Annotated in this window: 12 protein-coding genes; 2 read left to right on the top strand and 10 right to left on the bottom strand. The window is 53.7% G+C overall.

Annotation, left to right across the window (positions count from 1 at the left end; genetic code table 11):
* Positions 1 to 32: 32 nt before the first annotated feature.
* Positions 33 to 2,054, top strand: coding sequence for a beta-galactosidase (locus R70331_RS21155; protein ID WP_042178799.1), 2,022 nt, complete (start codon positions 33 to 35; stop codon positions 2,052 to 2,054).
* Between the two features lie 194 nt (positions 2,055 to 2,248).
* Positions 2,249 to 3,337, top strand: coding sequence for an IS200/IS605 family element RNA-guided endonuclease TnpB (gene tnpB / locus R70331_RS21150; RefSeq protein WP_197071521.1), 1,089 nt, complete (start codon positions 2,249 to 2,251; stop codon positions 3,335 to 3,337).
* A gap of 120 nt (positions 3,338 to 3,457) precedes the next feature.
* On the opposite strand, the gene R70331_RS21145 is transcribed toward tnpB, so the two are convergent.
* The 10 genes from R70331_RS21145 to R70331_RS21100 form a co-directional block, all read right to left on the bottom strand.
* On the bottom strand, positions 3,458 to 5,080 hold the full coding sequence (locus R70331_RS21145; RefSeq protein WP_042178797.1) for a DHA2 family efflux MFS transporter permease subunit: 1,623 nt from the start codon (positions 5,078 to 5,080) through the stop codon (positions 3,458 to 3,460).
* Positions 5,081 to 5,103: 23 nt separating this feature from the next.
* Complete coding sequence (locus tag R70331_RS21140) at positions 5,104 to 5,538, bottom strand: MarR family winged helix-turn-helix transcriptional regulator (protein ID WP_042178795.1); 435 nt, start codon at positions 5,536 to 5,538, stop codon at positions 5,104 to 5,106.
* Positions 5,539 to 5,783: 245 nt separating this feature from the next.
* Positions 5,784 to 7,721 (bottom strand): NAD(+) synthase, encoded by a 1,938-nt coding sequence (locus R70331_RS21135; RefSeq protein WP_042178793.1) that lies wholly within the window; start codon positions 7,719 to 7,721, stop codon positions 5,784 to 5,786.
* 214 nt (positions 7,722 to 7,935) lie between these two features.
* Positions 7,936 to 8,778 (bottom strand): sugar phosphate isomerase/epimerase family protein, encoded by an 843-nt coding sequence (locus tag R70331_RS21130; protein ID WP_042178790.1) that lies wholly within the window; start codon positions 8,776 to 8,778, stop codon positions 7,936 to 7,938.
* A gap of 120 nt (positions 8,779 to 8,898) precedes the next feature.
* Entirely contained in the window at positions 8,899 to 9,588 is a 690-nt protein-coding gene (locus R70331_RS32165) for a rhamnogalacturonan acetylesterase (RefSeq protein WP_042178788.1), read from the bottom strand.
* Between the two features lies 1 nt (position 9,589).
* Positions 9,590 to 10,357 carry an alpha/beta hydrolase gene (locus R70331_RS32160; RefSeq protein ID WP_052419149.1) on the bottom strand — a complete coding sequence of 256 codons (768 nt, stop codon included), beginning with the start codon at positions 10,355 to 10,357 and terminating at the stop codon, positions 9,590 to 9,592.
* A gap of 17 nt (positions 10,358 to 10,374) precedes the next feature.
* Entirely contained in the window at positions 10,375 to 11,775 is a 1,401-nt protein-coding gene (gene uxaC, locus R70331_RS21115) for a glucuronate isomerase (protein WP_042178786.1), read from the bottom strand.
* Positions 11,776 to 11,812: 37 nt separating this feature from the next.
* Complete coding sequence (locus R70331_RS21110; protein WP_042178783.1) at positions 11,813 to 13,300, bottom strand: UxaA family hydrolase; 1,488 nt, start codon at positions 13,298 to 13,300, stop codon at positions 11,813 to 11,815.
* A gap of 346 nt (positions 13,301 to 13,646) precedes the next feature.
* A complete protein-coding gene (locus R70331_RS21105) occupies positions 13,647 to 15,059 on the bottom strand; it encodes a tagaturonate reductase (RefSeq protein WP_042178780.1) in 1,413 nt (470 codons plus the stop codon).
* 152 nt (positions 15,060 to 15,211) lie between these two features.
* Positions 15,212 to 16,207: a LacI family DNA-binding transcriptional regulator gene (locus R70331_RS21100; protein WP_042178778.1), complete on the bottom strand. Its 996-nt coding sequence runs from the start codon at positions 16,205 to 16,207 to the stop codon at positions 15,212 to 15,214.
* Positions 16,208 to 16,380 lie beyond the last annotated feature (173 nt).

The raw sequence follows: 16,380 nt of genomic DNA, 5'->3' as shown, positions 1-16,380 counted from the left end.
ACTGAAACGTTGTGCAGAAAAGAGGTAGAGAGATGGCATCATCCTTCCAGCTGTCCGGGGAATGGTTCGACACCGGCCCTCATGCACAGCTTACGCTTAGCCCCTCCGGGGGCTTCCGGCTGTGGACGTCGCCTGAGGGCGGCGGAGCAGAGCTGCAGCCGGGCAAAGTAGACGCTGCTGAATGGCAGGCCTGCCGGTATGTGAATGCTGAGGTGTACCATGAGTGCCATGATATCCTGGTCCTGCTATTCACCCTCCGTGACAGGTATGACCGTGAAATTACTTATCATCTGGGCATCCTGCCGGGCGTAAGAACCGTAATCTGTCTGCCGCTGGAGCATTTGAGCGGTGAAAAGCTGTTCCTGCCCCGTTATCCCGGTGTAATGCAGACGGTGCTGCGTGGTGATGCCAAGGTCGACCGGGAGCAGATAACCGGCTTTTCGATTGCCACTATTCCATCGGCTGCGGAGAGAAGTGCCGATATACTGGGCTTATGCCTAAGCACGGAGGAACCGGGCTTCGATTATATCTATCAGCCTTATGTGGATGAGCTGGGACAGCTGAAGGGAAGAGAGTGGCCGGGCAAAACGGCCGATGCTGCAGAGTTAGTCAGCCGGCTCCGGGCTGAGCGGCAGCGGGCGGCGGAATGGGCAGAGACGGCAGAGACGGCAGGAGCAGATTACAGCGCCGGTTCCCTCAGCCGTTACGGAGGCTGGAAAGAGCTGAAGTTCACTGCCACCGGTTATTTCCGCACGGAGTTCGACGGCCGGAACTGGTGGTTCGTTGATCCGGACGGCTATGCACTGTTCAGCACCGGAATGGATTGTGTCGGCCCTTCCTCGCCCATGCGTGTTACCGGTATGGAGCATCTCCTCCCGCAACTGCCCGGGCAGGATGGGGCTTATCAAGATGCCTGGTCGCAGGAGGGCCGTGAATTTAGCTTCGGGATAGCGAACCTGATCACAGCCTTCGGTCCGGAGTGGCGGACCGCCTGGACGGAGCTGACTGAATACCGGCTGCGGCAGGGCGGGTTCAATACCATCGGCAACTGGTCGGACAGGCGTCTCATCGCGGCCTCGGACCTGCCGTATGTGTATCCGCTGAGCGGGTTCCCGGAGACAGAGCAGCGGATCTTCCGCGATTTTCCGGATGTGTTCAGTCCGGAATACGGGCGGAATGCGCAGCAGTTTGCAGAGCAGCTGCTCCCGCTGCAGGAAGAACGGCGGATGGTCGGGTATTTCATGCGCAACGAGCCGCATTGGGCGTTCGTGGACAGCCTGAACCTGACGCAGCTGATGCTGTCTTCAGCGACCCGCTTGGCCAGCAAAGAGCGGTTCATCCAGTGGCTGCATGAGAAGTACAGTACAGTGGATGAATTAAACGCAGCCTGGAACAGCCGTTATACCGGATACGATGAGCTGTACATTCCGGATGATACGAAGCCTCTGGCTGATTCAGTAAGAGCAGCTGACTATGCACAGTTTAACCGGCTGCTGATCCGGCGTTATGTGGAGCTGCCGGCCCGTGCCTGCCGGGAGGCAGCCCCCAATCACCTGAATCTCGGCATGCGTTATGCTTGGGTCAGCAGCGATGAAGTGCTGGAAGGCTGCGAGTGGTTTGATGTATTCTCGCTGAACTGCTACCAGTTTGCTCCGGACCGGGAGCAGATTGAACAGATCAGCAGCCGCCTCGGCAAGCCTGTTATGATCGGCGAGTACCACTTCGGCGGCGCAGACAGCGGAATGCTGGCTTACGGTATCCGTGCGGTGGCTACCCAGGAGGATCGCGGCGGGGCGTACCGTTATTTTGTGGAGCAGGCTGCTGCTATCCCGCAGCTGATCGGCGTTCATTATTTCCAGTGGAATGACCAGCCGGTGCTGGGGCGTTTTGACGGGGAGAATTATCAGATCGGAGCAGCTGATGTCTGCAACAGTCTGTATGAGCCTTTTATGCAGGGGGCTGAGCAGGCGCACAAGCAGATGTATAAGGTAAGAACAGGCACAGCTGAACCCTATCGTGAGCTTCCGGCAGAGATTCCGCGAACCGGATTTTAAGGTTTATACTGCAAAAGGGCAATGCGTGGCCGTGACTACGCATTGCCCTTTTATTGTTGTAAGCCGGGATTTATCTAAAAAAGCTGAGAATACTCCACCCTCGATAGGGTGGGGATGAATCTGCGGTATTTGACCTAAACCCGAACGTATGTGCTATAATATGAATAATATTACCAAAAAATGAGGTGTCGCACATACTGATACATCAAGCCTATAAATACCGGATCTACCCCACACCGGAACAACAGCAACTCATAAGGTGTATGTTTGGCTGCTGCCGCTTTGTGTTCAATTACTTTTTAGACACTTGGAATCAAAGCTATGCGGAAACGGGAAAAGGCTTGTCCTATCACGCTTGTGCGACAAAACTCCCTGCACTAAAAGCACAATACGACTGGCTGAAAGAAGTCGATAGCATTGCTTTGCAGTCGGCTGCCCGTCATGTGGCGGATAGCTTTGATCGCTTTTTCAAAAAGCAAAATCAAGCGCCACGCTTTAAGAGCCGGAAGCATCCGGTTCAAAGTTACACGACCAAATTCACGAACGGGAATATCGCCATTGAGGGGAGTCGCTTGAAGCTCCCAAAACTCGGCTGGATGCGTTTTGCAAACTCCCGGAAGCTGGAAGGCCGGATATTGTCCGCTACCGTGCGTCAAAACGCCAGTGGGAAATTTTTCGTTTCGCTTGGCTGCGAAGTTGAAAAGAACCCACTGCCGCAAGTGGACGCACATATCGGAATCGATCTGGGTTTGAAAGAGTATGCTGTAAGCTCAAATGGTGAACGGTATGCCAACCCCCGCTTTTACCGCCAATATGAGAAAAAGCTGGCGCTTTGGCAGCGGCGGATGGCTCGGCGTACTCCGGGCGGCTCCAACTGGAAGAAAGCGAAGCAGCATGTCGCTCGCATTCACGAACGTATTGCGAATAAACGAAATGATTTTCTCCACCAACTGACAACGAAACTGATCCGTGAAAACCAAACGATTAGTATCGAACATCTGCGTGTCGCGAATATGATTCAAAATCCCAAGCTTTCAAAATCCATCGCGGATGCGTCTTGGGGGGAGTGGGTACGGCAACTGACGTACAAAGCCCTTTGGTATGGACGAACCCTTCGGATCGCCGATACGTTCGAACCGACCAGTCAGCGGTGTCACGTGTGTGGCACGATTCACCCGGAAGTAAAGAATCTTGCGGTTCGGGAATGGACGTGTACCGTTTGCGGTACGCTTCATGACCGTGATGAAAACGCCGCTCATAATATTGCACAAGTAGCGGTTTAACCGCCACCTATCCAAATGATAGAACTGCGGGAACGCAGGAATCGCTTGCTAAATAAGAAGAGGTTACTCTTCTGTTCGCAAGAATCCGCCACTTCAAGCGTTAGCTAAGTGGGGGAGAATTCAATCCACAGCCAATTTCTTAGTATTCACACCCTCAGCCGGAGCTTCTGCATCAGCAGGTGCCTTGTTGGAGGAACGCAGCGGCAGCTCCTTCAGGAAGAAGACGAGTACGAAAGCCAGGCACAGAACGATGGTACCAGTAAGGAACACTGTGGACAAGGTCTGGCCCAGTGCATCACGGATGCTATCGATCATCTGTGCAAAAATCGGCTGCACATCGGCCGGCAGACCGGCTTGCGTCTGCTCAAGCAGCGGCTTGTTCATTAGCGCCTGAGGGTTGGCGAAGGCAGTCATTTGCTGTGCTACTGCCGGATCAAGCTTGCTGAAGTCAGGTGCTGAAGATGAGGTCAGCGCTTCTTTCAGGTGCTTGGTCAGATTGTTCGACATTACAGTACCCATTACCGCGATACCGATTGTACCGCCAAGGTTACGGAACAGCTGGGTAGAAGCCGTGACTGCGCCAAGCTCTGTATGGGAAACGGCATTTTGGGTAGCAAGTGAGAAGACAGGCATACCCAGGCCAAGACCCAGACCGAATACGATCATACTGAGCACAGCCATCGGTACGCTATTCATGAATACCATAATGGCCATACCGGCAACCATAATCGGCACACCAATCAGAGCAAAACGTTTGTATTTTCCCTTCTTGGCAATCATCTGGCCGGTCAGAGCACTAGCTACGACCATGACGATTGACATCGGCATAGTAACATAACCTGCGTAGGTTGCGGAAATTCCGAGCACACCCTGTACAAAGAAGGAGAGGTAGATCATCGCACCCATCATACCGAAGTTCATCAGGAACCCGATCAGATTGGAGATCGTAACCACACTATTTTTGAACAGGTGAAGCGGCAGAATCGGGTTTTTGGCTTTGGTTTCAATAAAGATAAAGATAAGTGCAGATACAACCGTCGCAGCCAGCAGACCGAGAATCTGGGCAGAGCCCCAAGCATATTCAGTACCCGCCCATGAAAAAGCGAGCAGAAGCGGTACAATGGTTGTTGTCATAAACAGTGAGCCGAGGTAATCGATGCTGGTCGATGCTCCGCGTTGTGCTTTTGGAAACAGGGCCAGGATCATGCCAAATGCCACAAAACCAAGCGGCAGGAAGATCCAGAACAGCCAGTGCCAGTCGAGATGGTCAATCAGATAGCCGCCGAGTGTCGGTCCAAGTACGCTTGAGAAACCGAAGACTGCGGTCATCAGGCCCATCCATTTGCCGCGCTCGCGCGGAGGGAACAGGTCGCCTACAGCGGTAAAGGCAGTGGACTGGATAATACCGGCGCCGATCCCCTGGATCCCGCGGTAAGTGATGAACTGATAGACATTGTCAGATGTACCTGTTAAAAAGGCGCCGACCATAAAGAGCAGAATCCCGGCCAGCAGGAACGGCTTACGCCCGAACATGTCAGAAAGCTTGCCGACAAGTACAGTGGCAATCGTCGAGGTCAGCAGATAAATATTAATGGTCCAGGTATAGTAGTCCATACCGTCCAGGATGGAGATGATACGCGGCATAGCCGTGCTGGTAATCGTCTGGTTAATCGCGGCAAACAGCATGGCTGCCATGATGGCAATCATAATGGATAGCTTGCGCTTGTCTGTTAAATTTTCCATAGTTAATTTCTTCACCGTCACTTTTATTTTTTGTCTAATTCCTTAATTAATACCCCGAAAATTCTTCTCAAATGCTCCATGTCTTCTTCAGGCAAAATGCTGAAATAAGAATGCATGACTTCCCCGAGCTTCGCCTGGGTAGCCCTGATTACGGCTATTCCTTCGGGTGTCAGCGTGATGTTCATTGCCCGGCGGTCTCCGGCGGCACGCTCCTTCTGAATATAGCCTTCAGTGAGCAGCTGATCTGTAATTCCGGTAACAGCGGCAGGTGTCAAATCAAGCGCAGCAGCGAGCTGGGAGACCATCATCGGACCTTCCTTGGACAATATTTGCAGCGCCTTGAACTGCGTCTGGGTAATCGGGAAGCCTTGTTTGTTCCACTGCTGGCCCAGCCCCTTCAGAAAAGTCTTAAAAAGAATCGGAAATTCAAAGTATCGGTCACGCTCCTGATCTGTCAATCCTTCACCTCCCGCATTGCTGTCTTCAAATAAGTAAGCTATTTACTAAATGAAACTTTTAATAATTGATCAGGAAATAATTAATTGATAAATAATTAACAACTTAATTATTAAAGCATGAAACAATATATCATCTGTTCAGAAATACGTCAAGAGCCTAACTAATTTTTTGGGCATGTAAAAAAAGCTGTACCCGCACCAGCCGGAACTGATGAGGGTACAGCTATTATTCAGCTTAAGGAAGCTTATAATTCGTCTACTTCACGCAGCCAGAGTGCAGCGGAAGCATCGCTTGGCATCCGCCAGTCGCCGCGCGGCGAGAGGCTCACGGTACCGACCTTCGGTCCGTCCGGCAGGCAGGAACGCTTGAACTGCTGGGTGAAGAAACGGGTGATGAACACCTTCAGCCAGGCTTTGAGCTGCTCCTTAGGATAGGCTTCTCCGAAGGCCTGCTGTGCCAGGTAGAGCATTTTACCCGGAGAGGCGCCTGTCCGCAGCATATAGTAGAGGAAGAAATCATGCACAATGTACGGCCCGAGGATATTCTCGGTCAGCTGCACAATCTCCCCGGTAGCTGAAGGCGGCAGCAGCTCAGGGCTGATGCCTGTCTCGATGATACTGTACAGGAACTTGTTCACCGTCTCGTCTGCTTCATGATCGGCGTACCAGGCGACGACATACTGGATCAGCGTTTTCGGAATACCGGAGTTCACGCTGTACATTGACATATGGTCTCCGTTGTAGGTGCACCATCCGAGGGCCAGCTCGGAGAGGTCGCCCGTTCCGATGACGATGCCGCCGTTTTTGTTGGCCAGATCCATCAGAATTTGTGTGCGTTCCCGGGCCTGTACGTTCTCGTAGGTTAGATCATGAACATCCTTGTCATGTCCGATATCTTCAAAATGCTGCAGGCATGCCGCCTTGATATCAACAACCATCATCGAAGCTCCGAGCGCCTTGATCAACCCTACGGCATTATCATAGGTCCGGTTCGTTGTGCCAAAGCCGGGCATCGTTACAGCGAGCACATCGCTTGCCGGACGTCCAAGCCGCTCCATTGCGCGAACGGCGACGAGCAGCGCGAGGGTGGAGTCAAGACCGCCGGAAATACCGATGACAGCCTGCTTCGTGCCGATATGGCGGATGCGCTTCATCAGGCCGGAGGTCTGGATCGACATAATTTCCTGGCACCGCTCATCCCGCTGCTGCGGATTGCCGGGCACGAACGGGTTAACTGCCACTTTACGGACCAGCTTGCGTTCCTTCTGGTGCGCAGCCGGGTCGGCAAACAGGATTTCGCGGTAGTTGCGGCCGCCCTTGCCGGCACGGAAGGTGCCCATTACCGAACGTGAATATTGCAGCCTCGGCACATCAATATCAGCGGTAATGATCCGGCTCTCATGAGTGAAACGTTCGGATTCAGCCAGTGTCTGCCCGTTCTCAGCGATTAGCGAATGGCCGCCAAATACAACATCCGTTGAGGATTCGCCGGTATTGCTGCCGGCATATACGTAGGCTGCCACGCAGGAGGCAGACTGGCCGGATACCAGCTGGCGGCGGTAGTCGGCCTTGCCGACCAGCTCGTTGCTGGCGGAAGGGTTGAACAGCAGTATCGCACCGGCCTGTGCCAGCAGGCTGCTCGGAGGAACCGGTACCCATAGATCCTCGCAGATCTCTACTCCAAACGACAAATTACCATCTGTTTCGCTGGCGAAGATCAGATCGTTGCCGATCGGCACCGTAATGTCTCCCAGACGAAGCTCTGTAATTTCCAGCTCCTCGGCTGGTGCGAACCAGCGCGGCTCATAGAACTCGCTGTATCCGGGCAGGCAGGTTTTTGGCACAATACCGAGGATCTTGCCGTGCTGTAGAACGGCGGCACAGTTGAACAGCCGGCCTTTAATGGCGACAGGCAGACCAGCGATTACAATCAGGCTGAGGCTGGCAGTGGCAGCCGTAATTTCATGCAGAGCAGTAATTGCCGCGGCCTGCAGCTTGGGCTGCAGAAACAGGTCTGCGCAGGTATATCCAGTAATAGACAGCTCAGGCAGCACCAGATATTCGACCTGCTGAGTATGTGCCTGTTTTATTACTTCAATAATCTGTGCTGCATTAAACTCGCAGTCTGCTACCCGCAGCTCAGGGGAAGCAGCGGCGACCCTTGCGAATCCAAAATTATGCATGGTTTCACCTATCCTTTTTATAAATGAAGCTCTCTAACTAATTGTACCCATGATCTTGACTGGCTAACATATGTATGGAGGCGGGCACTATGGTCTATTTTACATGAAAAATTACCGGGAGCACATAACAGCAGTGCTGTTGACGCAAAAAAAGCACCCGCATGCTGCGGATGCCTGAAAATACGATGGCAGGGGTGATAAGAACGTTAGCAGCTCAAACTTCATTATACAGCCGGTGCAGAAAATCGACACTTTCCTGTATAAAAGGCTCCGTTGTGCTCTCCAGCAGACCCTGGATATGAGGGCGTTTGTATTTCATATATTGCAGAACCGGTGCAAACCGGAGCAGGCCTTGACCGACAGGAACGATGACGATTTTGCCGTCTTCTACAGTGAAATCCTTCAGATGAATGACTGCAATCCGGTCGCCCAGCAGATCCAGTGCTTCATTGATAACATCCTCCTGCTGCCGGTAATTGTCCGGAGACATGAGATTCGCACAATCCAGGATAATCTGCAGATTGTTCGACGGGATCAGCTCAAGCAGCCGCTTCGTTAGCCTGACGCTATGCAGCGGATGGTTCTGGCCTGCTTCAATCCCCACGGTAACGCCGAACCGTTCAGCTTCCGCAACCATTATTTTGACAGAGGCAACTACCTCCTGAAAGGCTTCCTCGGTAAAATTATCCGTTGTGTATCCTTTGCCGACACTGCCCGTTTCTGTACCGACTAGGCTGGCCCCGAAGTCACGCGCCAGGCGCAGATGGGTGCTGAAATCCTGCAATGCTTGCGCACGTTGATTAGGATCCGGGTCGATGATGTTGACATAGCAGCCCAGAACAGCGATTTTGATGCCGCTTTGACGGAAGCTTTCACCGTAGTAAACAGCCGTTCCGGGGCTGAGTGAGGACAGCGACGGGACACTGGCCGGAAAGGATTTGCGCACGGCAAGCTGAATGTGGCTGAACCGGTAGTGCTTCAGCTTCCCGATCAGCTCCGGCAGGGAGTGGGCCGGGAAATCATGGGCACGGATACCTAGATGAAGCGGTGCAGTCATTACAGGTGGCCTCCTTGTGAGTAATATTTTCATGGCTGGATTGAACGATACAAAAGTTAGCGGACGGGAAATAACGGTACATATCCCGTTAATATGACCAGTTGGCGGGCTTATGTACGCTTATCTTTTATGCAGATGCGGATGCAGCTCTGTTAACGCCGGGCATTGCCGGATAGCCTCGGCCACAAGCGCGGCGATCCGCTTAGCGCCCTCGGTACTGAAATGTGTGTCATCCGTGACGCCGTCCGGATAATTAGGATGCTGCCCCGGCTGAAGATGCATCAGCAGGTGCTGCGAACCGTCAATGCCGAGCGTGCGGTAGAGCTGCTGGGAAGCTGCAAAGATATCCAGCAGCGGCGTTCCGGTCTCCTCTGCAACAGCGCGCATAGCTGCCGGATAAGCGCCCAAGGCCAGCGGATCGGGTTCACCGTCCGCAGTGAACAGGCGGCGGCTGACGGAGGTCAGCAGTACCGGATAACCGCCGCGGCTGCGGGCAGATTCAATGTACAGCCGCAGATTCTGCCTGTACTCTGTATCAGGATCTGTGTAACGCAGAGGGTCGTCATGCTTACCATCATTATGCCCGAACTGGATCAGCAGGTAATCACCGGGCTGAAAGTCCTTTTCAATATCGGCCAGCCGGCCTTGTTCAAGAAAAGATTTGGTACTACGCCCGTTAATGGCGCGGTTATCAATGATGACCTCCGGGCCGAAGTGGGTCTGGAAATATTCTCCCCAGCCCGCCATCGGCTTGGCTTCCGCCCCCTTCAGGGCGGCAGTGGAGTCACCGGCAATGTATAGTGTCGGCATATCAGGCTTCCTCCTTATCAGTTACAAAATGGTGTTTGCCAAGCCAGGCCCTGCAGAGCTTCAGCCACTGCCGGCATTCTGCATTCTCCGCGGATAGCCCTAGTCCGTGGCGGCCCTCTTCAAAGATATGCAGCTCGAACGGGATTCCCGCACCGGACAGGGCAGCGGCGAACTTCAGGCTGTTCTCGACCGGGACGCTGGCATCGTTGGCAGTAGCCCAGATGAAGGCAGGCGGACTATCCGGGTTAACCTGCCGGTCAGCTGAATGAGCGGCAATCTCGTCTTCAGCCGGACTTGAACCCAGCATATTCCCTCGGCTGCCCATATGGGCATAAGGCTCCTCGAACGTGATGACCGGATAACCCAGAATCAGCAGATCGGGTTTACGTGCCGGGGCTGCCGTGACTGCCGTTATGGCAGCGAGATGGCCGCCGGCAGAGAAGCCGGTGAGGCCGACCTGTCCGGGCCGGACACTCCAATTCTTGGGCGCTTCCCGCACCCAGGCCAGCGCATCGCCGACATCTTTAATTAGGATAGCCGGTTCGATATCCTGCGTCTGATATTTCAGCACACCCGCATGGATGCCAAGGCTGTTCAGCCATAAGGCAACAGGCTCGCCCTCATGCCGGGCCAGATGATGATAGCCTCCGCCGGGCAGGACGAGAATAAACGGCCGCTCCTCCTGTACAGGCAGCGGATAAAGGGAAAGGATGGAGGCGCCGGCATTCTCCGGCACAACCCCATCCCCGTCAAGACATACATGCAGCATGCTTGCTCCCCCTAATCTTATTCCGCAGCCGGGAAGCCGAAATATCCCGCGGCATTATTGTAGGAGATATCCTGAACCAGCTGTCCGAGCAGTGCTTTATCATCCGGTGCTTCTCCGCGCTCTACAAGCTCGCCGAGCAGTCCGCACAGCACGCGGCGGAAATACTCGTGGCGTGTATAGGACAGGAAGCTGCGGGAGTCGGTCAGCATGCCGACAAAGTTGCCAAGCAGGCTGTTGTCAGCCAGCAGGGTAAGCTGCTCGCGCATGCCGTTTCTCGTATCGTTATACCACCAGCCGGAGCCGAGCTGCATTTTGCCGGCTGTATCCTTCTGGTAGCAGCCCATCAAGGCCAGCAGTGCCGGATAATCCTTCGCATTCAGGGAATAAAGGATTGTCTTCGGCAGACCCGAGGCGCACTCTGCCCGGTCCAGCAGACTGGACAGACTTTCGGTAATGGACAGGTCGTTTATGCCGTCATAACCGGTATCCGGTCCCAGCTTCTGGAACATCGGTGTGTTGTTATTCCGGTAAGCATGGATATGCAGCTGCATGGTCCAGTCTTTGTCATGGTAGAAGCCGATGAGCTTCGTGAGCAGCTCCGTGCGGTAGAGTGTAATCTCTTCGGCAGACAGCTCTGCACCATCCAGACGTTTGGCGAAGATGGTCTGGGCTTCAGCGTCTGAACCGGCCCGGTAGCGCAGAACATCCAGCGCATGGTCAGACAGGCGGCAGCCGTTGTCGTGGAAGAATTCTACACGGTTCTTCAGCGCTTCAAGCAGCTCAGCATAGCTGGTTACCGGCAGTCCGGCGGCTTTCTCCAAGGCAGCGATCCATGCCGGGAAGCCCGGAGCATCGATGTTCAGCGCCTTGTCGGGACGGAAGGTAGGGAATACGCTGAATTCCTTCTCGGTTTCTTTCAGCAGCTTGTGATACTCCAGCGAATCAGCAGGGTCATCTGTAGTACAGATCGTCTTGACCCGTGAGCTGCGGATCAGCCCGCGGCGGGTAAATTCCGGTTCCGCCAGCTTGCGGTTAACCTGTTCCCAGATCGCAGGTGCTGTCTGCTCATTCAGCGGCTCATTAACACCGAAGAAGCGGCGCAGCTCCAGATGGGTCCAGCTGTAGAGCGGGTTGCCGACAGCCTTCGGCAGCGTTTTGGCCCAGGCGAGGAACTTGTCGTAATCAGAAGCATCGCCGGTAATATGCGATTCTGGTATGCCGTTCGCGCGCATCAGCCGCCATTTGTAATGATCGCCGTACAGCCAGGCTGCAGTCAGGTTTTTGAACGGCTGGTCTTCATAGATTTCACGCGGATCAAGATGGCAGTGGTAGTCGATGATCGGCATCTTGACTGCATATTCATGAAAGAGCTGCCGTGCAGGTTCGGTGGTCAATAAAAAATCGTCGTTTAAAAACATGATGACGCTCCCTTTATTAGAAATTTAGGATAAGAGATTATAGTGTAACCCCGGTTTTGAAAATAGCCAGCTCGCGCACTTCGTTCTGCTCATTGCGTGTTTTCTGGCCGCTTGCCACGGCAATGATATAAGAAATGAACTCTTCGAGGACTTCAGCCATCGGCACTTCCAGCAGGGGACCTGCATTGAAGTCCATCCAGTGGCCTTTTTTGGCGAACAGCTCGTTGTTGGTGGCTACTTTAACCGTAGGCACGAAGCTGCCAAATGGTGTGCCGCGGCCGGTGGTGAACAGCACCAGCTGACAGTCGGAGGCGGCAAGGGCGGAAGCAGCGACCAGATCGTTGCCTGGCGCCTGCAGCAGGCTGAGGCCTTTTTTACGCAGCTTTACGCCGTAATCCAGCACATCAACGACCGGAGAAGTACCGGCCTTCTGGGTGCAGCCGAGTGATTTGTCTTCGAGCGTACTGATGCCGCCGGCCTTGTTGCCCGGGGAAGGATTCTCGTACACAGGCTCTCCGTAAGAGAGGAAATACTGCTTGAAATTGTTGATCAGGGAGACGATATCCTCATAGACCTCGCGGCTCTCCGCGCGGGCCATCAGCATTTTCTCCGCACCGAACATTTCCGGTACTTCCGTAAGGACCGATGTTCCGCCCTGGGAAATAATGAAATCGGAGAAGGCGCCGAGCAGCGGGTTAGCGGTAATACCCGAGAAGCCGTCGGAGCCGCCGCACTTAAGGCCGATGTTCAGCTCACTGAGCGGTACCGGCTCGCGCTTATCATCCTTCGCGGCATCATACAGCTCTTCCAGAAGTGCCCGGCCGGCTTCCACCTCGTTGCCGACCTCCTGGGCAACAAGGAACTTGACCCGGCTCTTATCATAATCGCCGAGAATGCTGCGGAATTCGGAGACGATATTGTTCTCGCAGCCGAGGCCGAAGACAAGCACGCCGCCGGCATTCGGGTGATTCACGGCATCCAGCAGGATGCTGCGGGTCATGCGGTGATCATCGCCCAGCTGGGAGCAGCCGTAAGGATGCTTCAGCACGGTAAGATTGTCGAAGCCGCCCAGATCCGGGTGCTCCGCCTTGAACTCAGACAGCATCTGCTCGGCGATGCCGTTCACACAGCCGACTGTCGGGATAATGAACAGATCATTACGGATGCCGACCTTGCCGTTGGCACGGCGGTAGCCCTGGAAGGTGAGGTCGCGTTTCGGATAGGTAACCGGGTGAAGCTCAGGGATATAATCGTATTCTTCCTCACCTACGAGATTCGTTTTGATGTTATGCGTGTGAATCCAATCGCCGGCTGCGATAGGGGCAATCGCGTGCCCGATCGGATAGCCGTATTTGGTGATGACGTCATTCTCGTTAAAGGCTGTCAGGGCGATCTTGTGCCCTTGCGGAATATCCTGTCCTGCCTGTACCGTCAGCCCGTCGATTTCAAGCTGCTCACCGGCGGTAACCGGACGCAGAGCTACAGCAACTGTATCGCGGGGATTCATTTTCATTAATCGTTTCATGCTGTCTGTCCCTCCTAAAAAAAGTTGTTATGAAGTCAAGGCAGGAGGGTATCCTGCCTTATTCTGATTCTTACGGACCGTAGAGCCCTTATTCGGCTTGAAAGTGTATATTCCGATGGCTAACGGACCGCAATGCGCTTATTTCTTCATTTGTTGCCCGAAGGTGGAGAAATGACCGCCAATAAGGGCGCTGGTGTCCGTTAGCCTGTAAAAAATGAAATTCAGGAATAATAAGAGCATCTCAGTCCGTTAGATAGGATTAAAGTGTTTGTATCAGCAAATCTTTTTGATAATGAGGTATCAAACGTACGCTGAATTCCCGGTTATTTTAAAGCCGGTACTTTAATTAGTTCACAGCCTGCTGCAGCACCGCACGGCTGTCTGTACGGTCAAGCTCCTGCAGCTTCGCGGCAACGGCGCCCTCCAGTCCCGGAACCTGTGTCAGATCCTGGCCCCACAGGCTGTCATCCGCAAGGATGGTCTGCACGAAGCTATCCGGATTGCTCCAGGCTTTGTCGAAGGCTTCCAGTACCTCTGCGCCGTCCTGTCTGGTTACACGGTCTCCGCGGTAGCTGAGCAGCAGGGCGGCGAAGGCCAGTGTTGTCAGCTCAGGCAGCTGGCTGCGCTCCTTCTGGTAACGGAGCAGAACCGGCAGCAGGCGGGACTTGAACTTGGAAATGCTGTTCAGCGAGATGGAAGCAAGCTCATGACGGACGAACGGATTTCTGAACCGCTCCAGTACAGCGGCAGAATAGGAGGACAGCTCCTCGGCCGGCAGATCGAGCATCGGACTCAGCTCATCGTTCATCAGCTCCTGCACGAAGCGGAAGAAGGTCTCGTCGTTCATTACATCCTCTACCGTTTCCAGACCGGCCATCATAGCCAGCGGAACCATCGCTGTATGCGGTCCGTTCAGCAGGTGAACCTTGCGCTCACGGTATGGGGTCATATCCTCAGTCACCACTACATTCAGTCCGGCCTCAGCGAGCGGCAGCTTCTCGGACAGCCATGCCGGGCCTTCAATAACCCAGAACAGGAAAGGCTCGGCGGTAACAATCAGATTGTCCTTATAGCCCAGCTCCTCTTCCAGCTGAGCGGCCTTGTCGCGCGGATAACCAGGTACGATACGGTCAACCAGACTGCAGCAGAAGGTATTTTCTTCAACCAGCCATTTATTGAAATCCTCGCCCAGCTGCCACTCTGCAGCGTATTGCTGCACGATCTGCAGCAGCTTCTCGCCGTTACGGTCGATCAGCTCGCAAGGAATAATGATGAAGCCCTTTTTACCCAGCTCAAAACGTTTGTGAAGAAGTGCAGTCAGCTTGGCAGGGAAGCTCTTTGGAGGAGTATCGGTCAGGCTGTCGCCGGCATTGTAGGCAATGCCCGCTTCTGTAGTATTGGAGGTGATGAATTCCAGGGCGTCATCCTCAGCCAGAGCCAGATAAGCCGCATAGTCATCATAAGGGCTGATCACCCGGCTGACACTGGTGATAATCTCCCGCGAGTTGACGGTCTGCTCCTGCATAATACCGTTCAACAGTACTGTGTACAGATTATCCTGTTCTGCCATCAGTCCGCCGAGACCCTGGCCGATCGGCTGAACGAGCACGGCACTGCCGTTAAACAGCCCCTGGTTGTTCATCTGCTGCAGCTGCCAGTCTACAAAGGCACGCATAAAATTACCTTCGCCGAACTGGATCATCCGTTCTGGATAGACGGGCAGGCCGGGCTGGGTGGTTCTGGATAGGCGGTTTGTCATGGTTTTCAACGTCTCCTTTAAATTTAAATAGATAAAGTTTAATAAATGCACACGTGAACATTTTTTATCAGGAAGAAACGGATTTTCCCTGCTGCATGAGCAGGGGTTCCGGTTCTGCAAGAACATGAATGAAGGCAGTAACAGATGTAATCTTAGCAGTCAGCCACCGTATCGCGCACAACCAGCGAGGTTTTGACGAACAGCTGCTGAGGCTTCGTGTCCGGCTGCTGAAGCAGCTGGATCAGCATCTTTGTGCCGAGCTCGCTGATATCTGCAATTGGCTTGCGGACAGTACTCAGGGCGGGATTCGTATACCGCGCAAACATAATGTCATCGAAGCCGATGAGGGAAATCTGCTGCGGCACGCTGACCTTATGGGCATAACAGGCATTCATAGCCCCGATGGCCATATCATCATTAGAGCAGAATACGGCGGTCGGAGGCTCAGGCAGGGTGAGCAGGCTGGACATAGCCGCGTAACCGCTCTCAATGCTGTAATCCCCCTGGGCAAAATAACCGGAATCAAGCTGCAGGCGATGGGTAATCAGGCTGTCCATGAAGCCCTGCTTGCGTTCGGTAGAGGACTTAAAGCCGGGTTTGCCTTCAATAATGGCCAGCTTCTGATGCCCCTGGGATACCACATAGTCAATGGCTTCCCTGACGCCTTCCCGGTCGTTCGCCACCACATTCATAATACTTGGGTCTTCTAACTGGCGGTTCAGCACGACAAGCGGGATGCCGATGGTCTTGACATGATAAATAAAAGCATTATCCTCATCGCTCTGGCTCATGACGAGAATACCATCAAAGCGCTGCGGCTGAATGTTGCCGAAATTGTGAACCCCGTCAATCCCGTGAACGGTCAGATTGAAGTTCTCATCAAGTGCATGGCTGATGCCCTTGATGGCATCGACCAGAAAGCTAGATGAGGTTCCCTGATCAATACTGGAGAAGAATAGCCCGATGGTGAAGGAACGCTTGGTAACAAGGCTCTTCGCATTGTAATTGGGCACATAATTCATCTCAGCGGCGATCCGTTCAATCTTGTCGCGGGTGACCTTCTTGATCAGCGGGCTGCCGTTCAGTGCTCTGGACACAGTGGTATGGGAGACGCCTGCAACACGCGCGATGTCCTTGATCGTTATCATAAGCTCTCCCCGGAAAAATGAAATTGTTAACGATTCCAGTGTATTCCTCAAACCGCGTCAAGTCAAGGGAATAATGAAATGCACACGTTAAAATTTTTGGTGGAACATTGATTGAGAAAGCGCTATAATCATCTTGTTTGTTTGACGCGGCCTTAGGGTGCCTGAGATAGATC

The organism is Paenibacillus sp. FSL R7-0331, from assembly GCF_000758645.1.
Classification (GTDB): Bacteria; Bacillota; Bacilli; order Paenibacillales; family Paenibacillaceae; genus Paenibacillus_AQ; species Paenibacillus_AQ camerounensis.
This window is presented reverse-complemented; position numbering and strand designations above follow the sequence as displayed.